We start from the raw sequence: 23,596 nt of genomic DNA on the forward strand, positions 1-23,596 counted from the left end.
CGGCGGCTCCCCCGCGGCGGCCCAGCGCACCGCAGCAGCGCTCGTCGGAGGCCACGGCTGGGGCTCCGGCCAGTACGGCTGCCTCGTCGACCTCTGGAACGGCGAGTCCGGCTGGAGCTGGAGCGCGACGAACCCCTCGTCCGGGGCCTACGGCATCCCCCAGGCCCTACCGAGCTGGAAGATGGCCAGCGCCGGGAGCGACTGGCTGACGGACCCGACGACCCAGATCCGGTGGGGGCTGGACTACATCGACCGCGCCTACGGGTCACCCTGTGCCGCGTGGTCGGCGTGGCAGGCGCGCTCGCCGCACTGGTACTGACGCGGCCTCGAGGACGTGGCGGAGGAGGACTGAACCGTCCGGCTCCTGGATGGCCCCGAGAGGCGTGAAGCCGGCGCGCCGGGCCACGGCGGCGGACGCGGTGTTGTCGGGGTCGCAGCGGATGACGAAGCGGCGCACCGGTCCCCGCTCGACGGCGAGCTCCATCGCGGCACGGACGGCGGCGAGCGCATACCCATGGCCACGCCGTCCCGCGTAGAGGGCGTAGGTGAGGTTGACGTCGCCGGGCTCGAGCTCGGGGCGTGCCCGCTGGATGCCGACGACGCCGACGTGCTCGCCGGTGAGCGCGTCCTCGACGGCGAGGTCGAGCAGATCGGCCCCCTCGGACCAGGCCCGCGCGTTGGCCCGCAGCCAGCGGAGGTGGTCCTCGTCGGTGCTCTCCCGTCCCCCGCCGGACCAGCGGACGACGAGCGCGTCGCATCCGGCGGCGTGCACGGCGAGGTCGTCCTCGCGCAGCGGCCGGAGCCGGACCGGCGGCAGCGGGGCCGGTGCGTCGAGGCGCTCGAGGAGGGTCCGCGGACCGAGGACGTCGGCGCCCAGGGCGGTCACGCGCCCGACGAGCTCGCGGTCGGCCGTGACGACGGTGACCGCGCGCCCGGCTCGGGTCGCGGCCGCCACCTCCTCGACGATCCGGTCGTCACCGGAGCCGTCGGCGTGGACGACCCGGATGCCGCCGGTCGCCCCCTCGTCCACCCCGCCCCGCGCCCGTCCCTCGAGGACGAGGACGACGTCCGGGAGCAGCGCTGCGACGAGGCCGGCGTGCAGCCTCGCGGCGGCCCCGGCGCGGTCCCGCCACCAGCCGTCCGGCCGGGAGCCGACGACGTTGGCGCCGTCGACGACGAGCGCGCGGACCGGGACGGAGGGGGGCGGCACCCCACCAGCCCACCACGGACGCGTGGTCCGCGGGGGCGCGGGGTCAGGACTGCGTGCGGGCGGCGTCGCCGGTCAGGTCGGCGCACCAGGCGTCGAGGTCGGCGGAACCGGCCGAGACGACGAGGCTCCGGTACCCGGCCGAGCTGACGTCGAGCTCCCCTCGACTGAGGGCGCGGCAGTGGTCCACCGTCGAGAGGAGGCGCTCGTCGGCCGTCTCCGCGGCCGGGGCCGACGCTGCGGCGGACGGGGCGGACGGGGTCACGGAGGCGGGCGCCGGGTCGGTGGTCTCGGCGCTCCGGGCGGTGCCGGCACCCGGCGCGTCGGCGCCGACCAACCGCATCGCGGCGCTGCCCAGGTCTGCGGGGACGAGACCGGCCCACGTGGCCCCGCCGATACCGGCCAGGGCGAGGGTCGCCGCGGCGACGAGCGTGCCGGCCGTGCGGCGGCGCCGTCGGCCCCGCAGGGCGAGCTCGGAGGCCCGGCGGCCGCTGCGCGAGGCCTTGTCCTCGACGAGCAGCAGCTCGGTGCGCGAGGGCTCGGCCACGACGTTCGGCAGCGAGGTGCGCGAGCGTGACCGACGCCTGCGCCGCTCCGAGCGTCGCGCCTGCCGGCGCGACCCCTTCTCGTCCTGGCGTCGCCGTTCGGCACGCGTGGTCCCCTGCATCGAGTCTCCCTGCATGGACTGAATCGTCCGAGGCCGACGCCGATCCGGATGGCGGGACGGCTCGATCCGGACCGTTCGGTCGATGTCGCGGTCGGCCGGTCAGCGGGGCCGTGGGCGGTAACCCGGTTGTCCCCGGATGACGCCGGACGGTTGACTGACCGGGTGACCGAACGAGCAGCCGCCGGATGACCCTCGCCTCCCTCCTGGCGCACGAACGTGGCGGCCCCGGCGACGCGCCGACCATCCTTCTGCTGCACGCGGGCGTCGCCGACTCGCGGATGTGGGACTCGTTGTGGGACAGCCTGACCCGTGACTTCGACGTCGTCCGCTGCGACCTGCGAGGCTTCGGGTCGTCGACGGAGCTGCCGGACGGAACGCTCTCCCACCGTCACGACGTGCTGGCCCTCCTCGACGGGCTGGGCGTCGGCCGCTGCCACCTCGTCGGCGCCTCGTTCGGGGCCGGGGTGGCCGCCGAGGTCGCCGTGGTCGCTCCCGACCGGGTGCTCTCGCTCACGCTCTCTCCCCCCGGTGGGAGCCTGCTGGCCGTCCGGACGCCGGACCTCGCCGCCTTCGCCGATGCCGAGCGGGCCGCCCTCGCGGCCGGGGACCTGGACGCGGCCGCCGAGGTCAACGTGGACACCTGGGTGGTGGGGCCGTCCCGCCGGGCCGAGGACGTCGATCCCGTTGTGCGGGAGGCGGTCCGGAGCATGCAGCGACACGCTTTCGAGGTGGGCGCCGCCTTCGACGACGTCGAGGAGGACGAGCTCGACCCGCCCGTGCTCGACCGGCTGACGGAGGTCATCGCCCCGACCCTCGTCCTCGTCGGCGGCCACGACCTCGAGACGACGCACGACGCGGCCGACCGGCTGGTGGCCGGCCTCCCGGACGTGCGTCGCGTCGACTGGCCGGACGCGGCGCACCTGCCGTCGATGGAGCATCCCGAGCGGTTCGTCGACCTGCTGCGCGACCACCTGGCCACGGCGGGCGACTGACGCCGGCAGGTCCTCAACCGGTGGGCGCGAGGGTCCGGGACCGGTCGCCGGTCCGGACCGGGGCGGTGGGCAGGCCGCGGGTGATGAGCACCACCGCGAGCGAGACCTCCCAGGCGAAGATCGGGAGCGCGGCCACGGCCAGGGTCGAGGTGAGGCCGGCGAGCACCGCGAGGTTCACCAGGCCGATGAGCGGGCCTCCGACCAGGCCCAGCAGGGTCACCGGGCGCGGGACGAGGTGGTCGCGGTGCAGCAGCCACGCCAGCACCACCGTGTTCACGGGGCACACCAGCCCGGGCCCCACGAGGAAGGTCCACGCGTGGACGCCGACGAAGGCCCGGGCCACACCCGGGTCGAGGCCGGCGGTCGCGGCCGACCCGGGGTCGGCGACGACCGGCAGCAGCGCCACGACGCCCGTGAGGATGACCGCCGCCTCGAGCGTGCGGAGGGCGACGTAGGCCGTGGCCGACCCGTGGCCCCGCTCCCGCACGAGCGGGTACAGCGCCACCGCCGTCCCGACGACGGCCACCGCCAGCACCACCTCGAGCAGTGCTCCCGCGAGCACGGGGCCGCGTCCGCCGAGGCGGCCGGCTGGGTCGGTCCCACCCGGCCCGTAGAGCAGGACGGCGCCGACGGAGGTGACGTGGGTGAGGAGGAACAGCCCGCCGGCGAGGCGGGCGGTGGTGCGTCGGTCGGTCATCGTCGATCCCTCGGTGCTCGATGGTGTACGGCGTACACCTCATGTTCGGAGGGTAGGTTTACGGCGTACACCTCGTCAACCCCGGAGGACCGATGCCGCCCGCTCCCCGCACGCCGCTCAGCCGGGACCGCGTGCTGACCGAGGCCGTGGCCCTCGCCGACGAACAGGGCGATGCCGCGGTCAGCATGCGGCGCCTCTCCGAGCGTCTCGGCGTCGTGCCGATGGCCCTGTACAAGCACGTCGGGGGCAAGGAGGACCTGATCGACGGCATGGTCGACACCGTCCTCGGCGAGGTCGCCACGGCACGCCTCGAGGACGTCGACTGGCGGGCCGCGGTGCGCCGGACCGTCCTGTCCGCTCGCGCCGCGGTGCAGCGGCACCCGTGGGCGCGGCGGGCCATCGAGACGCGGACCGTGCGCACCCCGGCGGTCCTCGGGCACATGGAGGCGGTGACCGCGCTCCTCCTCGGCGGCGGCTTCACCCCCGACCTCGCGCACCACGGGATGCACGCGCTCGGCAACCGCATCTGGGGGTTCAGCCCCGAGCTGTTCGACGAGTCCGCGGGCGCATCGGCCACCCCCCGCACCTCTGCCGTCCCCGACCCCGCCGACTACCCCGCGATCCTCGCGGTCGCGGCCGAGGCCCGGACCCGCCGCCCGGGCGCCACCGGCTGCGACGAGAACTTCGAGTTCACCTTCGCCCTCGACCTGCTCCTCGACGCCCTCGACCGGCTCCGGGTCACCGGCTGGGAGTCACCGACCCGCTGAGGGGCCCCAGCGCCTCAGCGGTGGTGGCCGGTGGAGCGGTACAGGCGGACGTCGGCGACGCTCCACCACGCGTCCGCGGCCTGCGTCGTCGAGACCCGCAACCAGCGGGAACGGTTGTGCGGCACGGCGATCTCGGTCAGCTGGGCCGTGCTGGTGCCCGAGGCGACGGTGCGCCACGTCCGCCCGTCGCGGCTCGTCGCGAGCGACCAACCGCGCGCCTGGTCGCCGAGGTTGCCGCCGCTGTCGAGCGCGACGCGGTCGAAGCGCGTCGCGCGTCCGAGGTCGACGTCGAGGTGCTGTCCGGGGACCTGCGCGGCTCCCGTGGTCCAGCGGGTCGAGGCGTCGCCGTCGACGGCCATCGCGGCGACGTCCGGCGCGTTCCCGGCGGGCACGGCCGCGGCCGTCGCGTCCGGGGTCGGCACCTGGGCCCAGCGGCTGCGCAGCACGTCCGGCCAGGTGAAGGTCGCGAGCGCCCCTCCGGGGAGGGTGTACTCGAAGGTCCGGTCGCCGTAGCGGACCGCGACCGTGCGGGGGTCGTCGTTCTCGTTGTGCGCGACCAGGGCGATGGTGCCGTCGGGGTTGCGGAAGGCGACGTCCATCACCTGGCCGTTCCAGCCGGTCGTGCCGAACGAGGTGCTGGCGATGCGCACGGCTCCGGGGCGGACGAACTTCGCGGCGTGCCCGATCGTGTAGTACTCGGCGTCCTTGCGCACGCTGCCGTCGTCCATCAGGGTCAGCAGCCCGGTGCAGGTGTCGCAGCCCCCGAGGTGCGGCCCACCGCGCTCGTCCAGCGCGATGTTCCAGTTCACCGCCGAGCGTGCCCAGTTCCGCGTCGTGCCGATGATGATGTTCCGCGCGTGCCAGGTGAGGGTGCCTCGGAAGATCTGCTCGTCGGTGTCGGTCGGGCCGTGGGAGCCGGAGCACTCGGTGAACCAGATCCCCTTGTGCGGGAACGCATCGTGCAGCGCCGACTGCGCGCTCGGGTCTCCGGAGTAGCAGTGGTACGCGGTGCCGGCGACCCATCGGGCGGCCTTCGAGGACAGCACCTGGTACGGGTAGTCGGTCTCGGGGTCCTCGCCCGGCGGCGTGGTGGCGACGTCGTCCGGGTGCGTCGACCAGTTGTGGTCGTAGGCGAGGATCTTCGTGCGCGGGGAGGCCTTCCGGAGCATCGGGCCGAGGGCCTCGATGACCTTCTCCTCCTGGCGGACCGGGAGGTCGGTGCCGGGGTACTCCTTGGGCGCACGGTTCTGCGGCTCGTTCTGGACGGTGAGGTAGTCCACCGGCACGCCGGCCCGCGCGTAGGCCTGGACGAACCTCACGAGGTACCGCGCGTAGGCGTCGTAGACCTTCGGGTCGTCCTTCAGCCGGGCGCCGACGAGGGAGTCGCCGGTCTTCATCCACGCCGGCGGGCTCCACGGGGTGGCGAGGACGGTGAGCTGCGGGTTGAGCTGCTTGGCGCGGCGCAGGAGCGGCAGCACCTGGCGCTCGTCGCGGGCGATGCTGAAGTGCCGCAACGGGAAGTCGGTCTCGCCGGCCGGCACGTCGTCGAACGTCCAGTGCTCGTCGGCCGCCGTGAAGTCCGACGAGCCGATCGGCTGGCGCAGGAAGCTGACGCCGATGCCGGAGCGGGGGTCGAAGAGCGAGCGCATCGCCTGCTCGCGCTTCGCCGGCGAGAGGCGGTACAGGACGTCGGCCGAGGAGTCGGTGATCGAGGCGCCGAAGCCGTCCATCGGCTGGAACCGCTGCGTCGGGTCGACGACGACGGTCGGGGCGTCGCTGGCGGCCCGGCCGAAGGTGACCGGCGCGCGCTCGTGGAGCAGCTCGGCGCGGTCGGGGGTCGTGACCACGACCCGTGCCTGCAGTGGCCGGTCCGGCGGCCGCTGCCCCCGGGGTGCCGCGTCGGCGGCGACGGTGGAGGCGAGCAGCGTCACCGCGGCAGCGGCGGCGCCCACGACGGCGGTGGTGCGGCGCATCCGTCGAGTCAACGACCACCCACCACGGCTGTCAACCGGAGAGGCGGGCCCGCCGGGCGTCGAGGGCCTCGCGGCGGTGGGCGTTGCCGTGCAGGGCGACGTAGGCCCCACCGAAGTGGGCGAGCAGGTCGTCGTCGAGCCGGCGCACCGCCCCCGGCGGGTACCGGTACCCCATCGCGTCGGTGACGGCGGCGCTGTCGACGTCGCGCAGCGCCGCGCTCAGCTCGTCGAGGGAGGCGATGCCGAGCTCGAGCAGCAGCCCGGAGATCCACTCGTAGTGCTCCGTGCGCGACCAGCCGGCGCTCGAGTACCGGCCCGCGAGGAAGGTCGCGAGCTCCGGGGCGCTGATGCGCGGGTCGAGGGCGTCGGCGGTGTCGACGTCGCTGGTCCCGAAGCCGGCCTGGAGCCGGTCGCGGATGGTCTGGAACTCGCGGTCGGCGAGCTCGAGCAGGCCGGCGGCGAGCGTGAACCGGCGGTCGAGGTCGGGGACCTGCTCGGGCGGGACCGTGCCCTTGTAGCGGATGTCGTGCTCGAACTCGGCCCACGCGTGCTGCAGCACCGTGCGCAGCTGCACCGACGCGCACTCGAGCGGCTCGTAGCCGACATCGGTTCCGGGGGAACGGGAGACGAGCAGGTGCCGGCTCGCGTAGCCGAAGCGGCCGGCGGCGGCGGTCTCGACGCCGAGGTCGCGGTCGTCGAGGACGGTGAACTGCTCGGCGAGCAGGTCGGCGACCGCGTCGATGTCGCGCTGGACGTAGGTGATGACGCGCACGCCCACCTGGTCGGTGACGGCCACGAGCGGGTCGTCACCGGGGCTCGTCGCGAGCACGCCGCGGGCCTTGCCGGCGAACGAGGCCACCGATTTGGTGCGGCCGGTGACGCTCAGGTAGTTGATGCCCGCCTCGTCGATGGTCGCCGTGACGTCCGCGACGAACTGTTCGGTCGCCGGGACCAGCCGGGGGCGCAGGGCCGAGTACCCGGCCACGGCGCGGTCGATGCGGCGCAGGGACATGGCCTCACCCTCCCACGGCCGGTGCCTCGGAGCGCCCACCGCGCCGGGGCCACCCCGCGTCGCCGGGGCGGCCTTGTCTCGCCGGGGTGCCGTGGTGCCCCGGCGGGGCAGCGGGACACCGGCACGACAGGCGGACCCCGGCGGCGCAGTACGGCGACCGGGTCAGGAGGTCAGAAGCCGCCGTCGCGGGCCATGTTGTTGAAGCGCGAGTAGTGGCCCTGGAAGGCGAGCACGAGGTCGGCGGTGGGGCCGTTGCGGTGCTTGGCGACGATGACGTCGGCCTCGCCGTCGCGCTCGGGGTCCGAGCGGTCGCGGTGCAGGAGGATGACGACGTCGGCGTCCTGCTCGATCGAGCCCGACTCACGCAGGTCCGACATCTGCGGGCGCTTGTCGGTGCGCTGCTCGGGGCCTCGGTTCAGCTGGCTGATCGCGATGACCGGCACCTCGATCTCCTTGGCGAGCAGCTTGAGCGCACGCGAGAACTCGGCGACCTCCTGCTGACGCGACTCGACCTTCTTGCCGCTGGTCATCAGCTGCAGGTAGTCGATGACGATGAGCTTGAGGTTGTGCTGCTGCTTGAGCCGGCGCGCCTTGGCCCGGATCTCCATGAGCGACATGTTCGGGCTGTCGTCGATGAACAGCGGGGCGTTGGAGATCTTGCCCATGATCCGCGCGAGCTTGGTCCACTGGTCCTGGTTCTTCAGGCCGCGGCGCAGGTCCTGGAGCTGGATGGTGGCCTCGGCGGAGAGGATGCGCATCGTGATCTCGGTGCGGCTCATCTCGAGGGAGAACACCGCCGCGGCCATGTCGTGCTTGATGGCCGCGGCCCGCACGATGTCGATGCCGAGCGTGGACTTGCCCACGGCCGGGCGCGCCGCGACGACGATCATCTGGCCCGGGTGCAGGCCGTGGGTCAGCGCGTCGAGCTCGAGGAAGCCGGTGGGCACGCCGATGAGGTCGTCGGTGCGCCCCGAGGCGGCCTCGATCTCCTCCATCGTCTCGTTGAGCAGCTCGCCGAGCGCGTGGTAGTCCTCGCCGCCGCGCTTCTCGGCGACGGAGTACACCTCGGCCTGGGCCCGGTTGACGATCTCGTCGATGTCGCCCTCGCCCTGCCCGTAGCCCATCTGCACGATGCGCGTGCCGGCCTCGACGAGCCGGCGCAGCACCGCCCGCTCGTGGACGATCTCGGCGTAGTAGCCGGCGTTGGCCGCCGTGGGCACCGACTGGATCAGCTGGTGGAGGTAGGCCTGGCCGCCGACCCGGGCGAGGTCGCCGCGCTTGGTCAGCTCGTCGGCGACGGTGATGGCGTCGGCGGGCTCGCCGCGGCCGAAGAGGTCGAGGACGGCGTCGAAGATCGCCTCGTGGGCCGGCCGGTAGAAGTCGTGGGCCTTGACCTCCTCGAGGCAGTCGGCGATGGCGTCCTTGTCGAGGAGCATCGAGCCCAGCACCGACTGCTCGGCGTGCAGGTCCTGCGGCGGCACCCGCTCGTCGGGGCGCTCGGACGGTCCGGCGAAGGCCTCGCTCAGCTCCGCGATGCTCACCTGTTGCTCCCCTTCACCGACTGGTCCTGGCCCCTCCTCGAGGGGGTCCGCACCGTGGCCGTCGGACTCTGACAAGGTCACCAGAGAGCACCGACAGCGGGGGCGCCGCAGTCACCGTAGGACCTGCGCGCGCGCCCTCCAAGCCGGGGGGCCGAACGGCTGGGGACGGTCTGTGGAGAACGTGGGGAAAACGCCCGGCAACGTTGTGCACCGTCGGTGGACAACCCTGTGGACACCGCGCCCAGTGGGCTCCCAGCAAGGCGCTGACCTGCGATGACGTCGTCCACGGCATGTGCACCGCAGAAAGTCTCGGGCGTGTCCCGGTCCACAGGGGGCGCGCCGCGCCGCGGGGTGTCGGCGGCCTCCCCCGCCCGTTCGGACGGGCACCTCGACGGGCCGTTCGGCCGAGCCCGCGTGGTGCCGCCGCGCCACGGTGATGAGGACTGCGACCGGCCTCAGCCGGCCCGGCCGTACCGTTCGGCGGCGCGCGCCCGCGCCTTGGCCGCCTCGACCTCGCGGTCCTTCGGCGGGGCGCTGGTCACGAGCGCGTCGAGCAGGTGCTGCGTGGCGTGCGCGACCTCCTCCACGGCCCGCGCGAAGGCGTCCTCGTTGGCCTGCGACGGGCGAGTGGCACCGCTGACCTTGCGGACGTACTGGAGGGCCGCGGCGCGCACCTCGTCCGTGGTCGCGGGCGGCTCGAAGTTGTGGAGCTGGCGGATGTTGCGGCACATGCCCTCCACCGTAGGCGCGGTCGCCGCAGGTGGCGAGGGGCCAGGACAGCCTCACCTGCGGTGTGTCGCGCGCTCGACGGGAGCAGACTGGCTGCCATGAGAACCGTGGGTCTCGAGCAGCTCGGCCGCCACCTCGCCGCCCTCCCCGGTCGCCCCCGCGTCGTCGTCTCCGGCAACGTCGCGGTCCCCTGGGAGGCGGTCCACACCCTCGACGCCGCCCGCGAGGAGTACGTCCTCCACGCACTCAACGCGCCGCCGGGCATCCCCGAGCGGCCCGGCGTCACCGCCGAGACCTGCTTCGTCGGGAGCGGGATGCGGCGCCACCCGAACCTGTCCTACGTCCCGAGCCGGCTCTCGCTCGTCCCCGTGCTCTACGCCGGGCCGCTGGCCCCCGACGTCGTCATCGTGCAGTGCGCCCCGCCCCGCGACGGGATGCTCTCGCTCGGCATCGAGGTCAACGTCCTGCCCGCCGCCGTCGAGGCCTGCCGGGCCCGCTCCGGGCTCGTCGTCGCGGTCGTGAACGACCGGATGCCCTACACCGGCGGCGACGCGCTGCTCGACACCTCGCTCGTCGACCTCGCCGTCGAGGTGTCCGTGCCGGTGCCGTCGCACGCCCCCCTCGTGCCGGACGACGACAGCCGCCTCATCGGCGAGCGCATCGCGGACCGGGTGCCCGACGGTGCCACGCTCCAGGCGGGGATCGGCGGCATCCCCGACGCGACCATCGCCGCGCTCACCGGCCGGCGCGGGCTGCGGGTGTGGACCGAGATGTTCTCCGACGGCGTCGTCGCGCTCGACCGCGCCGGGGCCCTCGACCCGGACCACCCGCTGACGACGTCCTTCCTCTTCGGGTCGCAGGACCTCTACGACTGGGTCGACGGCAACCCGCGGGTGCGGATGACGCGCACCGAGACCACGAACGACCCCGGCCTCATCGCCCGCCAGCGCGCGATGACGTCGGTGAACTCGGCCCTCGAGGTCGACCTGTTCGGCCAGGCCAACGCCTCGCGCATCGACGCGCGCATCCACTCCGGCTTCGGCGGGCAGACCGACTTCGTGGTCGGCGCGCTGCACTCACCCGGCGGCCAGTCGTTCATCGCGCTGCGCTCGTGGCACCCGAAGGCGAACTGCTCCACCGTCGTCCCGCTCCTCGACGAGCCGGTGACCAGCGTGCAGCAGACCGCGATCGTCACCGAGCAGGGCGCCGCCGAGCTGTTCGGCTACGACCAGCGCGGGCAGTGCCGGCACATCATCCGCGACGCCGCGCACCCCGACGTGCGCGACGAGCTCTGGGAGGAGGCGCGGGCCCTCGGGCTCGCCTGAGCGACACCGCTCCTGCGTCACCATCCGTCACCGGCTCGCGCCGACCACCATCCACCGGTCGGTGCGCACGCGCAGCCACATGAGCGTGCCGCGCACCCCCATGAAGACGGTGAAGGCGAGCCACAACCAGGTCACGGCGTCGGACTGCCCCTTGGCAGAACCACCTTGGAGCAACCAGTCGCCGGCCAAGTGCACCGCGAGGACCACCGGGAGGTAGGCGGCGAGCGTGGCGAGCATCGCCCCCGCCAGCCAGCGGCCGTCGCCCGCGCCGATGAGGACGCCGTCGACGACGAAGACGAACCCCGAGAGCGGCTGCCCCAGCGCCACGACGAGGAGCCCGGCGGCGACCGCCGCCTGGACGCCGGCGTCGGGCGTGAACAGCGGTCCGACCCAGGGCCGCACGAGCAGCACGACGAGCCCGAGCACGACTCCGCCGAGGATGCCCCAGCGCACCATCAGGCGGGTCGCGGCCCGGGTCGTCGCGAGGTCGCCGGCGCCGAGCGCCTTGCCGGTGATGGCCTGCGCCGCGATGGCCAGCGCGTCGAGGGCGAAGGTGAGGAAGGACCAGATGGTCGCCGTCACCTGGTAGCCGGCCAGCGGCACGTCGCCGAGGCCGGCCGCGACCCAGGTGGTGAGGACGAGGACACCCCGCAGGGCCAGGGTCCGCACGAGGAGGGGCACGCCGTCGCGCGCGGCCGCGAGCACCCGGCCCGGGTGGGCCCGCAGCGGCACCCCGGTGCGGCCGGCCTCCCGGACGAGCACGACGACGAGCGCCACGGCCATCCCGTACTGGGCGATGACCGTCCCCCACGCCGACCCGGCGATGCCCCACCCGAGGCCGTGGACGAACCAGACGTTGAGCAGCCCGTTGGCGGTGAAGCCGGCCAGCGCCGCGAACAGAGGAGTCCGGGTGTCCTGCAACCCCCGCAGGACACCGGTCGTCGCGAGGACGACGAGCATCGCGGGCAGCCCGAACGCGGACACCCGCAGGTAGGTGGTGGCCTCCTCGAGCACGGCCGGCGAGGCACCGAACAGGCCCGACAGGGTCCGCGCGCCCCCCGCCACCGCGAGCGTGGTCACCGCGCCGAGGCCCACCGCGAGCCACGTGCCGTCGATGCCCGCCGCGACCGCTCCGGCCCGCGACCCGGACCCGAGCTGGCGGGCGACGACGCTCGTCGTGCCGTAGGCGAGGAAGACGAAGATGTTCGCGGCCGTCAGCAGCACCGCGCTCGCGACCCCCAGGCCGGCGAGCGGCTCGACCCCAAGGCGCCCCACGATCGCGGAGTCCACCAGGAGGAAGAGCGGCTCGGCCACGAGGGCGAGGAAGGCCGGGAGCGCGAGGCGCAGGACCTCGCGGTGCTGGCCGTCGGCCGGGCTGGCGCTCACCCCGGCACTCTCGCACGCCTCGCCGCCGGGGGCGCGCGACGTCCGCCCGGCACGCGGGAGGGCCCCGCCGGCGTGCTGCCGGCGGGGCCCCCACGGGGATGGTGCGTCAGCTCGTGGCGGGGGTCCCGCCGACGAGCACCGAGCCGGTCCCGAGGACCGCGCCCTCGGACGAGACGACGTTCATCTCGCCGAACAGCTGGCGACCGGACGCGGCCGCCGCCTGCGGCGTGATCGCCCCGGTGATCTCCACCGACTGGCCACCGTCGAGCGCCACCGCGCCGGCCGGCACCGAGAGGGTGCCGAGCGCCGAGGAGAAGAAGACGTCGCGGTAGTCCAGCTGGGTCGTGCCCGCGGGCACCGAGTAGCCGTCGACGACGACCGTGTACGTGCCCGGCGCCGGGTTGGCGATCGAGACCGCCTCCTCGGAGTCACCGTCGGCGGACTGCCCGACCTGCGCACCCGTCGGCCCGAAGACCGTCAGGTCGAGGTCGGCCCCGAGGTCGGAGGTGTTGCCGATGACGGCGTCGAGGCGGCTGGCCCCGGCCGGCACGGCGACCTCGTACTCGAGGGTGTCACCGTCGGCGATGGTGGCGCGCTCCGCGTGGGCCGAGCCGAGCGGCCCGCCCCTCGGCGTCACGGTCACCGGACCGAAGTCGTTCTTCACGGTCCAGGAGACCGGGGTCGACTGACCCGTGGTGGCCTCGACGGTCTGGATGGCCGGGTCGACGGTGACGCCCTGGACGGCGGCCGTGACCTTGAACGGGTTGTCCAGGAACGGCGAGGTGCGCCGCGACTCCACGATCAGCTCCCACACGCCCGGCAGCGGGTTGGCGTAGGACCGCGAGCTCGGCTTGCAGGCCGCGACGTCGCTGAAGTTCGTGTAGCAGGCCGTCGTCGCGGTGCTGTCGACCGGGACGCCGTACGGGTTGAACGCGACCCAGCGCACCTGGCTCTTCGTGGCGATGCCCGACAGGTTGACCTGGAGGGCCTTGGTGCCCTCGGGGACGGTGACGAACACGCGCTCGAAGAGGTTGCGCTGCACCGAGCCGGAGGTGCTCGTCGCGTACGACGGCGCCTTCAGGTCGGTGGAGACGACGACCGCCAGCATCACGCGGTGGTCGACGAGCGGCGTCTTCGGGTCGTCGATCTCGAGGATCGCCGAGTGCAGCCCACCGGTCTTCGCGCGGGCCTTGACCGCGACGTCGACCGGCTGGCCCTGGCGGAGGTTCACCGAGGACGGCGCCGAGAAGGTCCCGTCGTTGCCGACGATGCGGACCTTGTGCTGGACCGCACCCGAGGCGCCGGAGGTCCGGGTCACCGTGACGGGGTAGGTCTTGCTCTCGCCGACCTTCTGGCCACCCTTGCCGGCGGCGCAGTCGTTGTAGACGCCCGTGCCCTTGCCGGGCTTCGCGAGGAAGTCGGAGAGGGCGGTGCAGACGTCGGCCGTGGCCGTGTAGTCGACGGTCTTCGGGTTCTTGCGCAGGAGCTTCCACGCACCCGGGACGTCGAGCTGACCCGTGCCCTGACCGGCGGCCTCGAGCGACTTCTGGAAGTCGGCCGAGGTGTAGACCGCCTCACGCAGCTGCTTCGGGGTGATGGGCGTCCCGCTCTGGAAGCCGGCCGAGAGCAGGAGCGCAGCGGAACCGGCGGCCTGCGGGGAGGCCATCGAGGTGCCGTTGAACATGGCGTAGCCGACGGGCAGCGTGTAGCCGGCCTCGGCGAGGTCGGGCTGCTTGAGCCACTGGGGCACGGTGGAGATCGCCGAGCCGGGGGCCATCACGTTCGGCTTGAACCCGCCGTCCTCGCGCGGGCCGCGCGAGGAGTAGTTGTGCAGCGCGAGCTTGCTGGAGACGACCGAGCCGTAGTTGGCCAGCCAGGTCTCCTTGCTCACCGAGGACGCGACGCTCACGACGTCGGTGGCCACGGACGGGTCACCGATGGTGTTGATGCCCGCGCCGCTGTTGCCGGCGGAGATGAAGAGCTGGACGCCGTAGACGTCGATGAGCCGGTCGTAGAGCTGCGCCCGGGCGTTGTTGCCGTCGTTGAGGGCCGGGAGGCCACCGATCGACATGTTGACGACGTCGACGCCGCGGTTGGCGACGAGGTCGACCATGCCGTCGGTCAGCGCGGCGTTGGTGCAGCCGCCGCCCCAGGTGCAGGCTCGCGACGAGACGACGTTGGCGCCGGGCGCCTGGCCGTCCATCTTGCCGCCGAACAGGCTGTGACCGGCCGCGATGCCCGCGACGTGGGAGCCGTGGGCGTCCTCGACGATGCCGATGTTGACGAAGTCGGCCTTCTGGCCGGGCAGCCCGGCCGGGGTCAGGTCGACGTCCTCGCGGTACTCGACCGTGAAGGGCATCCGCTCGACGATGTCGGTCTTCGGGTCGTCCGTGCCGAAGTGCGAGTACTGGCCGTTCTCGCGGTACGGGCGCATCTTCTCGTTCGCCGCGAAGACGTTGTCCTGGTTCGCGTCGACCCAGATGTCGTGGCTGGCCGGGTCGTATAGGACACCGAAGACGTCGGTGGTGTCTCCGTCACGGTTGACGTCGCCGCCGGGCTCGCTGCCCTTGGTGATCGCCTCCGAGAAGCGGTTCACGAGGTAGCTGCCGGCCGGGGCCGTCCAGGTGGCGCCCTGGTAGCTGAAGCTCGGGCCGGAGACCGGCGTGAGCATCGCGCGCCAGGTGGCGTCGCCGTCGAGCAGCGGGTCGGTGGCGGTGACCCAGTCGGTGATCTTGCGCGCGCCGGTGGAGGTCTTCTGCAGCGCGGGGTGGTCGAGGTCGACACCCGAGTCGAGGACACCGATGGTCACGCCCCGGCCGTCCCAGCGGGGGTTGGACTTCTTGAAGTCCACCGAGCCGGTCTCGTCGGTCGGCATGTACGGGTTGGCGTTCGGGGTGCTCTTCCCCGGGCCCGGGTAGGTCTTGGTCTTGGCACCCTTGCCGTCCGCGGCGGGCGCGGGCAGCTTGACCGTCTCGTCGAGGTCGACGGCGTCGACCTTCGAGAGGGCCGCGACCTCGGCCACGGCGCCGGTGGGGACGCTGGCGCGGACGTAGCCGACCTTGTCGTTCGTCATGCCGACCCAGCCGCCCTGCGCGCGGATGGAGTCCGCGACGGCCTTGGTCGTGCCCTTCTCGACGGCGAGGATCAGGGTGACCCGCTTGGTGCCCTTGGCCTGCGCCTTGTCGAGCAGCTCGACGTCGTGCTGGCCGAGCTTGCGCTCGGTGGGGCTCGTCGTGGGGTCCTTCACCTCCTTCGTCTGGAGGGTGGCCTGCGGGGCCTTCTCGAGCGGAGCCGCCGGGTCACTGCGGTCGGCTCCGGCGGCGGTGGCCGCCCCGAGCGAACCCGTGGTGAGGGCTGCGGCTGCGAGGCCCGCGAGCGCGACGCGCGCGGACCGTCGGTGGATGGGGTGTCTCATCGGTGTCCTGTCTTTCCCGAGATGCACTCTGCCTGCATCGGGCATCGGTGCCGACAGGGAACCACGCAAAGTGCGCCAGGGGAACAGCAGAAGCGCAGGAGATCGAGGATTTACCTCCGCTTTACCAACGGGCGCGCATCGCGTTCCGGCGGAACGGAGCTCACGCGCCGGCGACGACCTCGACCGCGGCCTCGCGGCGCGGGTCACCGGCGGCGAGCAGCTCGCCGTCCTCGCGGCGGTAGGCCGCACCGACGCCGCCGAAGTACATCGAGCGGGCCCCGTGGTCGGTGGCGCGCAGGCCCGCGGCGTGCACCGCGGCGGTGATGGCAGGGTCGGACTCGTGCTCCACGACGGGGCGGCCCGACGCGTCGAAACGCACATGCACGCGCGGCGCCTCGATGGCCGTGCGCAGGTCGGCGCCGTGGAGGCAGCCCTGCCCCAGCACCTGCATGAGGGCGGTCGTGATGCGGTCCGCGCCGGGCGACCCGACGGCGATGACGCGCCCGTCGGCGGCCCGCCCGGTGGTCGGGGCCATGTTCGAGGCGAGCCGGGTACCGGGCGCCAGCGCATGCAGCCCCAGCCGGTTCAGCTCGGGCTCACCGAGGGCGTTGTTGAGCAGCATCCCGGTGCCGGGCACCGTGATCCCCGCGCCGTAGCCGGCGGACACCGTGACGGCGCAGGCGAGCCCGTCGGCGTCGACGGTCGAGACGTGGGCGGTGGAGGCCGAGGTCGGCAGCCCGGCGAGGCCGTGCCGGTCGACGGAGGACAGCAGGGCGTGGCCGGCGGCGTCGAGGTCGGTGGCGACGTCGTGCACCTCGAACCGGTAGCGCAGGACGGCCTGCTGCACGGCGAGCACGTCGGCCCAGTCGTAGGAGCCGTGCCGGGCCAGCTCGCCGAGCATCACGGCCAGCATCGGCCCGCCCACCGACGGCGGCGGGTTGACGGCGAGGTCCCAGTCACCGACGATGCGCCGCACCGGGACCCGCTCGACGGGCACCGCCTGCTCGAGGTCGGCCGCCGTGACCAGCCCCTCGTGCGCGGCCATGTCGGCAACCATCGCCCGGCCCACCTCGCCGGTCGTCAGGACGCCCGCGCCGCGCGCCGCGACGAGGTCGAGGACGTCGGCGAGCATCGGGTTGGTGGCGACCTGCCCAGCGCGCAGCGGGGCACCGTCGGAGGAGGTGACCACACCGTGCGCCTCGGGGTCGGTCCCGAAGAGGCTGTCGGCGACGAAGCCCAGGTACCGGGCCGCGGCGGCCCCCATCGGGTAGCCGTCCCGGCACGCTACTGCTGCGGGGGCCACGACCTCGGCCCACGGGGCTACCCCGAAGCGGGTCACGGCGTCCTCGCAGGCGGCGGCGGCGAGCGGGGTGGCCACCGACCCGTGGCCGGCGAACATCGTCACGCCCCCGCCGTACTCGGTGTACACCTCGCGCACACCGCGCCCGAAGGCGTCCCGGGGGAGGCCGCGGCCGGGCATCTCGACGTTGCCGTCGAGCACCACGGGCTCCTCGCCCGCTGCCCACACCGACACGAAGGCGCCGCCACCGAGCGAGACGATGCCGGGCTCGGTGGCCATCGCCGCGAGCGCCGCGGCCACCGCGACGTCGACGGCGTTGCCGCCCGCGCGGGCCACCGTCCGGCCGGCCGCGAGCGAGACCGGACCGGTCGCCGCGATCGCCACCTGACCCACGCGCCGCATCCTGCCACCGGCGCCCCACGTCCCGTCGCCCGGCGTCCGGCGGACCGGTAGCGTTCGGGGGCATGACCCGCCCGCCCCTCGCCGTGATCGCCGGCACCGGGTTCTACGACCTCGAGGCGCTCGAGGACCGCGTCGAGGAGAGCATCGACACCCGCTGGGGCCCGGCCCGGGTGACCCGAGGGTCCTGGCACGGGCTGCCCGTCGTCTTCCTCACCCGGCACGGCCCCGGCCACTCGGTACCGCCGCACCTCGTGAACTACCGCGCGAACATCCGCGCCCTCGCCGACCTCGGCTGCGAGGACGTGCTCGCCGTCAACGTCACCGGCTCGATCGACCCCGGGCTGGTGCCCGGCGACCTGCTCTGCCTCGACGACTTCCTCGACCTCACCCGCCAGCGCCCGCTGACCTTCTTCGACGGCAGTGGCCCCGAGGGCGTCGTCCACGTCGACGTCACGACGCCGTACCACCCGGCGCTGCGCCGCGAGCTGCTCGAGGCCGCCGTCGCGGCCGGTCACCCGCTGCGCGACGGCGGGGTCTACGCGGCCTTCGAGGGGCCGCGCTTCGAGACCGCCGCCGAGATCCGCCTCGCCCGCCTCGCCGGGGGCGACGTCGCGGGGATGACCGGGGTCCCCGAGGTCGTCCTCGCGCGCGAGGCCGGGCTCCGGTACGCCGCCGTCGCGCTGGTCGTCAACCCCTGCACCGGGGTCGGTGACTCCGAGGAGCCGATCACGATGGAGGACATCGAGGCCGTGCTCGCCACGAGCCGCGAAGCCGTCCTCGCGGTCCTCGACGAGCTCGTCCACACCCGCGCCACGTTCACCGAGGAGGGCACCGGATGAGCCGGCTGGCCATCGAGGGCGCGTCGTACGTCGTCACCGTCGACGACGCCGACACCGTCCTCACCGACACCACCGTCGTCGTCGAGGACGGCACCATCACCGAGGTGCGACCGTCGGCCGACGGGCCGGTCGACGCCGACGAGGTCCTCGACGCCCGCGGCCGGCTGCTCATGCCGGGGTTGGTCAACCTCCACACGCACCTGCCGATGACGCTGCTGCGCGGTCTGGCCGAGGACGTCGACCTCCAGGGCTTCCTCACCCGGGTCTGGGCGGCCGAGGGCGCCGTGATGGACCCCGCCACCGTCGAGCTCGGCGCCTCGCTCGGGGCCCTGGAGTCCCTCCTCGGCGGCTGCACCACCCAGCTCGACATGTACTTCCACCACGAGGCCGCGCACCGCGGCGCGGTGGCCGCCGGCAGCCGGCACGTCATCGGGCCGGTGTTCATGGACGGCCCCGGCCCCGACGGCCTCGCCTGGGAGGAGCGCATCGCCCTGATGCGGGCCTGGCCCGCCGCGATGACCGCGCTCGGTGGCCCTGAGGTCCCCGTCCCGGCGATGCCACACGCCACCTACACCTGCTCGCCGGAGAAGCTCGCCGAGGTCGCCCGGGTGCTCGGTGAGGTGGGGGACGGGCACCGCACGCTGCTCACGACCCACGTCTCGGAGAACGCGTTCGAGAACGACGACGTCCGCGGCCGCTACGGCGCAACGCCCACGGAGGTGCTCTCGGGCGCCGGCTGGCTCGACGGCGCCGCACCCTTCGTCGCCGGCCACGGGGTGCACCTCACCCCCTCCGACCGCGAGCTCCTCGCCGCGGCCGGCGGGGCCGTGGCGCACTGCGCGGGCTCGAACCAGAAGCTGGCCAGCGGCGCCCTGCACTGGGAGGACGTGCGCGGCAGCGGCGTCCGGCTCGGCATCGGCACCGACGGCTGCTCCTCGTCCAACGACCTCGACATGTGGCAGTCGATGCGCCAGGCCGCGCTGCTCGCCCGGCTCACGAGCGGGCGGCCCGACGTCGCGAGCGCCCACGAGGTGCTGCGCGCGGCCACCGTCGACGGAGCGCACGCCCTCGGCCTCGGCGACCTCGTCGGCTCGGTCGAGGTCGGCAAGCGCGCCGACCTCGTCCTCCTCGACCTCGAGCGCCCGCACCTCACGCCCGTCCACGACGTGCACGCCCTCCTCGTCTTCGCCGCCGGGCGCAGCGACGTCACCGACGTGCTCGTCGACGGCGAGGTGGTCGTCCGCGCCGGCCGGAGCACCCGGCTCGACACCGCCGACCTGCTGGCCCGGGCCCGCGAGCGCGGCGCCACCGCGGGAGCGGCCGCCCGGGCGGCGGCGGAGCAGCCGTGAGCAGCCTCCCCGTCACCCCGCCCCCCGCCGAGAGCGCGGAGGAGGTCATCGAGCGGCTCGGGATGGTCCCGATCCCGGAGGAGGGTGCCTGGTACGTGGCCGGTCCGCGCACCCAGGGCCTCAACGCCATCACCGTGCTCCTCACCAACCGCCCCGACGGCTTCTCGGCGATGCACCGGCTGACCATCGACGAGGGGTGGCAGTGGCTGGCCGGCGACCCGGCGGCGCTGCTTCGGCTGCGCCCGGGCGGCTCGGGTGTCCTCAACTACGTCGGCGAGGAGCACGCCCAGGTCCTCGTCCGCAAGAACACGTGGATGGGCGCCACCACCCTCGGGTACTGGACCCTCCTGTCCTGCTGGTGCGCCCCGGCCTTCCGCCCCGAGCACTTCGAGCTCGGCGAGCGCGCCGCGCTCACCGAGGAGTACCCCACCTTCACGGCCGAGATCCAGACCCTGACCCGCGAGCAGCCGGCCGGGCGGATGCGGTGACCGCCCTCGTCACCGGGGCGAGCGGCGGCCTCGGCCGCGCCGTCGCGGTGGCGCTGGCCGCGGCCGGACACGACGTCGGCGTCCACTACCGCGGCGACGCGGACGGCGCCGCCGGGACCTGCCGGCAGGTCGAGCACACCGGTCGGCGGGGTGTCGCGCTGCACGCCGACCTCGCGGTGGTGGACGCCGCAGGCCTCGACGCCGCCGTCGCCGACCTCCTCGACCGGTGCGCCGCCGAGGTCGGCGAGCCGTCGGTGCTCGTGCTCAACGCCGCCCCGCAGGACCACCTCCCCTGGGACGACCTCGACACCGCCGCGTGGGACGCCCACCTCGTCGGGGGGTTGCGGCCGAGCGCGGCGCTGCTGCGCGGGGCCACCACCCGGATGACCGACGGCGGCGTGGTCGTGGTCGTCGGGTCGGTCGAGGGCGTGCGCGCCACCGCGGCCGGCGCCGCCTACGGCGCGACCAAGGCCGCGCTGCACCACCTCGTCGCGAGCTCGGCCCAGGTCCTGGGTCGCCGAGGGGTGCGGGTGGTCGGTGTGGCGCCCGGGCTCGTCCACCGGGAGGGCCTGGAGCAGGACTGGCCCGAGGGGGTCGCGCGCTGGCGGGCGGCCTCGGCGCTCGGGCGGCCGGTGCTCGCCCTCGAGGTGGCCGCGACCATCGCGTTCCTCTCCTCGCCCGCGGCGTCGGGCATCACGGGCACCACCGTCGCGGTCGACGCGGGATGGTCGGCCGCCCCCGGCTGGTGACCCGGTCCGACGGACGACACGATGACCGCCGACGCCTCTCGCACGAGCACGCACCGCAGCACGACCGGGCACTGCGTGTCGTCGGCCGGTCGCCCGTAGGTCCCTCGGAGGTCCGCTCCACCCGGGCCGCTCTGGTCCCATCCGCCCCATCCGACCCAAGCACGCCGGGGCATCGGAACTCCTCGGTAACGACCCCGCAACGAAGCCGGGTCGCATGCGGTGGGGCGCGCATCTGGCCGTAGCATCTGCTCGTCTGACCCGTCCTCCCGAGGAGATCCTCCATGAAGTCTTCGCGTTACCTCGTCGCGGTCCCCGCGGCGCTCGCCCTGGCCCTCGCGGGCTGTGGCGGCAGCACCGGCAACTCCGGTGGCAGCACCGACACCGGCTCGGCCGCCGCCGGCGCCCCGACCGACGACTCGAAGTGCGCGGACGCCGCCGTCTTCTGCATCGGCCTGGTCACCGACACCGGCAAGGTCGACGACAAGTCGTTCAACCAGTCGGCGCACGAGGGCGCGAAGGCCGCGGCCGCGGAGCTCAAGGGCTACTACAAGTACATCGAGACCCAGGACGCCAAGGACTACGCGGCCAACATGGCCCAGTTCACGAACAAGAAGTACGACGTGGTCGTCACCGTCGGCTTCCTCATGACCGACGCCACCGCCGCGGCCGCCAAGGGCAGCCCCGACACCAAGTTCATCGGTGTCGACCAGGGCTACGACGCCACCAAGGTGACCGAGAAGAACATCACCGGGCTGGTCTTCCCCGAGGACCAGGCGGGCTACGGCGCCGGCTACCTCGCGGGCCTGATGACCAAGACCAACCAGCTCGGCCAGGTCCTCGGCCTCGAGATCCCGCCGGTCCAGAAGTACGCCAAGGGCTTCGAGGCGGGCGCCAAGGCCGCCAACCCCTCGGTCAAGGTCTCGACCGTCTACCACCCCGCCGGCGACAACGCCTTCAACGACCCGGTGTGGGGCGCGGGTGAGGCCCGCAAGATGCTCGCGCAGAAGGCCGACGTCATCTTCGGCGCCGGTGGCAACACCGGCAACGGTGCCCTCCAGGAGGTCGCCAAGTCCTCCGGTGCGGGCACCAGCACCTTCTGCATCGGTGTCGACACCGACCAGTGGGACACCGTCCCGGCCGCCCAGCCGTGCCTCGTCACCTCCGCGGAGAAGCTCATCACCAAGGGCGTGACCGACACGATCACGACGGCCAAGGACGGCGCCTTCGAGGGTCTGCAGACCCTCGGCCAGGCCGGCCTGTCGGACTACCACGACTTCGACAGCAAGATCCCGGACGAGGTCAAGACCAAGGTCGCCGACATCGTCAAGCAGATGGAGGCCGGCACGCTGAAGACCGGCGTGACCCTCTGACGCAGGCGCTTCGCGGTCACCTCGTGTGACCACTCGTGCGACGAGGGGGCGGGCATCCACCGGATGCCCGCCCCTTCGCACGTCCCCCGCCCGCAGCCCGGGCCCGGCGGACTGGCAGAACGTGCCGATGCCAGCGGCCACGATCGGGCACCCCCGCACTTCCGCCCACGCGGGCCGCAGGCCAGACTGTGGGCACCCGAGCCCGAGCCATTGGAGACCCATGTCCGAGACCAGCACGGCAGCGCAGCCGTCGCCGCCCGCGGAGCCCGAGCCCCGCGAGCCCCGCGACCGCGGAGGCCTGCTCGCCTACCTCATCGGCCACCAGAGCGGCGTGACGATCATCGTCGCCCTCCTCATCTCGCTGGCGATCGGCTGGGCGATCATCCTGTCGCAGGGGGTCAACGCCCCCTACGCGTACGAGACGCTCGTGCGCGAGGCCCTCTTCGTCGACGGGTCCTTCACCCGAACCCTGCAGAAGACCGCCCCGCTCGTGCTCACCGGGCTCGCCGTCGTGCTCCCGCTGCGCCTCGGCCTGTTCAACATCGGCGGCCAGGGCCAGTTCGCGACCGGCGCGATCTTCGGTGCCTGGGTGGCCTACGTCACCGGCGGCTCCGGCATCCTCGGCGCCGTGCTCGGCATGGTCGTCGGCCTCGTCTGCGGCGCGCTCGTCGGCGTCCTCGTCGGTGTCCTCAAGACCTGGCGCGGCGTCCACGAGGTCATCTCGACGATCATGCTCAACTACATCGTCGCGGGCGTCACGTTCTGGCTCGTCGTCGGGCCGCTGCAGGCCGAGTCCTCCAAGACCAGCGGCATCCCGCAGACCGAGGAGATCCCCGAGGCCGCCCAGCTCGGCGCCGTCGGCGGCGTGCCGATCGGGTTCGTCATCGCCGTCGTCCTCGCGGTGGCCTGCTGGTGGATGCTCTCGCGCACCACCCTCGGCTTCAAGTTCAACACCGTCGGCGCCAACAAGAGCGCGGCCGGCTACGCGGGCATCTCGATCTCCACGATCACCGTCCTCGCCATGGCCCTCGGCGCCGGCCTGGCCGGGCTCGGCGGGGCCCTCGAGGCCGAGGGCACGCTGCACCGCTTCGAGCCGGCCATCGTCGGCACGCTCGGGTTCGACGGCATCACCATCGCGCTGCTCGCCCGGGCCAACCCGCTGGCCACCATCCCCGCGGCCTTCCTCGTCGGGATGCTGCGCACCGGGGCCGCCGGCCTGCAGTTCGCCACGCAGAGCCCCGCGCTGCCGAGCGGCATCACGCCCGAGATCGTCGACGTCCTCCTCGCGACGATCCTCCTCATGGTCTCGATCCCCGTGCTCGGCAAGTGGCTGTTCCGCAGCCGTGCCGACAAGGTGAGCGTGGCCTCCACGAGCTGGGGGAACTGAC

At 73.8% G+C, this 23,596-nt stretch carries 19 protein-coding genes and 1 pseudogene; 10 read left to right on the plus strand and 10 right to left on the minus strand.

All coding sequences use genetic code 11. The features are described 5' to 3' along the window. Window positions 1–319 (plus strand): annotated as a pseudogene (locus ACQZ2A_RS09440) (lytic transglycosylase domain-containing protein); the annotation flags it as partial. Here ACQZ2A_RS09440 and ACQZ2A_RS09445 read toward each other — a convergent pair. Together ACQZ2A_RS09445 and ACQZ2A_RS09450 are read right to left on the minus strand one after the other, a co-directional pair. Beyond that, a complete protein-coding gene (locus ACQZ2A_RS09445) occupies window positions 266–1,210 on the minus strand; it encodes a GNAT family N-acetyltransferase (protein WP_430209990.1) in 945 nt (314 codons plus the stop codon). The pseudogene ACQZ2A_RS09440 and the gene ACQZ2A_RS09445 sit on opposite strands and share 54 nt — an antisense overlap. Before the next feature lie 43 nt (window positions 1,211–1,253). Beyond that, a complete protein-coding gene (locus ACQZ2A_RS09450) occupies window positions 1,254–1,889 on the minus strand; it encodes a hypothetical protein (protein ID WP_430209992.1) in 636 nt (211 codons plus the stop codon). Window positions 1,890–2,059: 170 nt separating this feature from the next. Between ACQZ2A_RS09450 and ACQZ2A_RS09455 the strand changes: the two genes are divergently transcribed. Then, on the plus strand, window positions 2,060–2,866 hold the full coding sequence (locus ACQZ2A_RS09455; RefSeq protein WP_430209995.1) for an alpha/beta fold hydrolase: 807 nt from the start codon (window positions 2,060–2,062) through the stop codon (window positions 2,864–2,866). A gap of 13 nt (window positions 2,867–2,879) precedes the next feature. Here ACQZ2A_RS09455 and ACQZ2A_RS09460 read toward each other — a convergent pair whose 3' ends face one another. Continuing rightward, the gene (locus ACQZ2A_RS09460; protein WP_430209997.1) at window positions 2,880–3,563 is read right to left on the minus strand and encodes a DUF4386 domain-containing protein; all 684 of its coding nucleotides are present in this window, start codon (window positions 3,561–3,563) and stop codon (window positions 2,880–2,882) included. Between the two features lie 92 nt (window positions 3,564–3,655). On the opposite strand from ACQZ2A_RS09460, the gene ACQZ2A_RS09465 reads away from it, so the two are divergent. Next, window positions 3,656–4,330: a TetR/AcrR family transcriptional regulator gene (locus ACQZ2A_RS09465; RefSeq protein WP_430209999.1), complete on the plus strand. Its 675-nt coding sequence runs from the start codon at window positions 3,656–3,658 to the stop codon at window positions 4,328–4,330. A gap of 14 nt (window positions 4,331–4,344) precedes the next feature. Here the strand turns inward: ACQZ2A_RS09465 and ACQZ2A_RS09470 are convergent, their stop codons facing one another. The 4 genes from ACQZ2A_RS09470 to ACQZ2A_RS09485 form a co-directional block, all read right to left on the minus strand. Beyond that, window positions 4,345–6,303, minus strand: a complete 1,959-nt coding sequence (locus tag ACQZ2A_RS09470) for a glycoside hydrolase family 30 beta sandwich domain-containing protein (protein ID WP_430210002.1) — start codon at window positions 6,301–6,303, stop codon at window positions 4,345–4,347. 31 nt (window positions 6,304–6,334) lie between these two features. After that, complete coding sequence (locus ACQZ2A_RS09475) at window positions 6,335–7,315, minus strand: GTP pyrophosphokinase (RefSeq protein ID WP_430210005.1); 981 nt, start codon at window positions 7,313–7,315, stop codon at window positions 6,335–6,337. 170 nt (window positions 7,316–7,485) lie between these two features. Continuing rightward, window positions 7,486–8,856 (minus strand): replicative DNA helicase, encoded by a 1,371-nt coding sequence (gene dnaB, locus ACQZ2A_RS09480; RefSeq protein ID WP_430210008.1) that lies wholly within the window; start codon window positions 8,854–8,856, stop codon window positions 7,486–7,488. Between the two features lie 455 nt (window positions 8,857–9,311). Continuing rightward, entirely contained in the window at window positions 9,312–9,587 is a 276-nt protein-coding gene (locus tag ACQZ2A_RS09485) for a DUF2277 domain-containing protein (protein WP_430210011.1), read from the minus strand. 96 nt (window positions 9,588–9,683) lie between these two features. On the opposite strand from ACQZ2A_RS09485, the gene ACQZ2A_RS09490 reads away from it, so the two are divergent. Next, the gene (locus ACQZ2A_RS09490) at window positions 9,684–10,910 is read left to right on the plus strand and encodes an acetyl-CoA hydrolase/transferase family protein (protein ID WP_430210014.1); all 1,227 of its coding nucleotides are present in this window, start codon (window positions 9,684–9,686) and stop codon (window positions 10,908–10,910) included. Window positions 10,911–10,937: 27 nt separating this feature from the next. Here the strand turns inward: ACQZ2A_RS09490 and ACQZ2A_RS09495 are convergent, their stop codons facing one another. The 3 genes from ACQZ2A_RS09495 to ACQZ2A_RS09505 form a co-directional block, all read right to left on the minus strand. Then, entirely contained in the window at window positions 10,938–12,296 is a 1,359-nt protein-coding gene (locus ACQZ2A_RS09495) for an MATE family efflux transporter (protein ID WP_430210016.1), read from the minus strand. A gap of 106 nt (window positions 12,297–12,402) precedes the next feature. Beyond that, window positions 12,403–15,711: a S8 family serine peptidase gene (locus ACQZ2A_RS09500; RefSeq protein WP_430210019.1), complete on the minus strand. Its 3,309-nt coding sequence runs from the start codon at window positions 15,709–15,711 to the stop codon at window positions 12,403–12,405. A 160-nt stretch (window positions 15,712–15,871) separates the two neighbouring features. Next, complete coding sequence (locus tag ACQZ2A_RS09505; RefSeq protein WP_430210022.1) at window positions 15,872–17,413, minus strand: gamma-glutamyltransferase; 1,542 nt, start codon at window positions 17,411–17,413, stop codon at window positions 15,872–15,874. 62 nt (window positions 17,414–17,475) lie between these two features. Between ACQZ2A_RS09505 and ACQZ2A_RS09510 the strand changes: the two genes are divergently transcribed. The 6 genes from ACQZ2A_RS09510 to ACQZ2A_RS09535 all read left to right on the plus strand — a co-directional run bounded on the left by ACQZ2A_RS09510 (window position 17,476) and on the right by ACQZ2A_RS09535 (window position 23,595). Next, window positions 17,476–18,252: an S-methyl-5'-thioinosine phosphorylase gene (locus ACQZ2A_RS09510; protein ID WP_430210025.1), complete on the plus strand. Its 777-nt coding sequence runs from the start codon at window positions 17,476–17,478 to the stop codon at window positions 18,250–18,252. Continuing rightward, the gene (locus ACQZ2A_RS09515) at window positions 18,249–19,601 is read left to right on the plus strand and encodes an amidohydrolase family protein (protein WP_430210028.1); all 1,353 of its coding nucleotides are present in this window, start codon (window positions 18,249–18,251) and stop codon (window positions 19,599–19,601) included. Before ACQZ2A_RS09510 ends, ACQZ2A_RS09515 begins: the two co-directional genes overlap by 4 nt. Then, window positions 19,598–20,089, plus strand: a complete 492-nt coding sequence (locus ACQZ2A_RS09520; RefSeq protein ID WP_430210031.1) for a cupin domain-containing protein — start codon at window positions 19,598–19,600, stop codon at window positions 20,087–20,089. Before ACQZ2A_RS09515 ends, ACQZ2A_RS09520 begins: the two co-directional genes overlap by 4 nt. After that, the gene (locus tag ACQZ2A_RS09525) at window positions 20,086–20,838 is read left to right on the plus strand and encodes an SDR family oxidoreductase (protein WP_430210034.1); all 753 of its coding nucleotides are present in this window, start codon (window positions 20,086–20,088) and stop codon (window positions 20,836–20,838) included. The genes ACQZ2A_RS09520 and ACQZ2A_RS09525 overlap by 4 nt, the downstream gene beginning before the upstream one ends. A 281-nt stretch (window positions 20,839–21,119) precedes the next feature. After that, window positions 21,120–22,208, plus strand: coding sequence for a BMP family ABC transporter substrate-binding protein (locus tag ACQZ2A_RS09530; protein ID WP_430210037.1), 1,089 nt, complete (start codon window positions 21,120–21,122; stop codon window positions 22,206–22,208). Window positions 22,209–22,428: 220 nt separating this feature from the next. Further along, window positions 22,429–23,595 (plus strand): ABC transporter permease, encoded by a 1,167-nt coding sequence (locus ACQZ2A_RS09535; RefSeq protein WP_430210040.1) that lies wholly within the window; start codon window positions 22,429–22,431, stop codon window positions 23,593–23,595. Window position 23,596 lies beyond the last annotated feature (1 nt).

Source organism: Phycicoccus avicenniae (assembly GCF_050496545.1).
GTDB lineage: Bacteria > Actinomycetota > Actinomycetes > Actinomycetales > Dermatophilaceae > Phycicoccus > Phycicoccus avicenniae_A.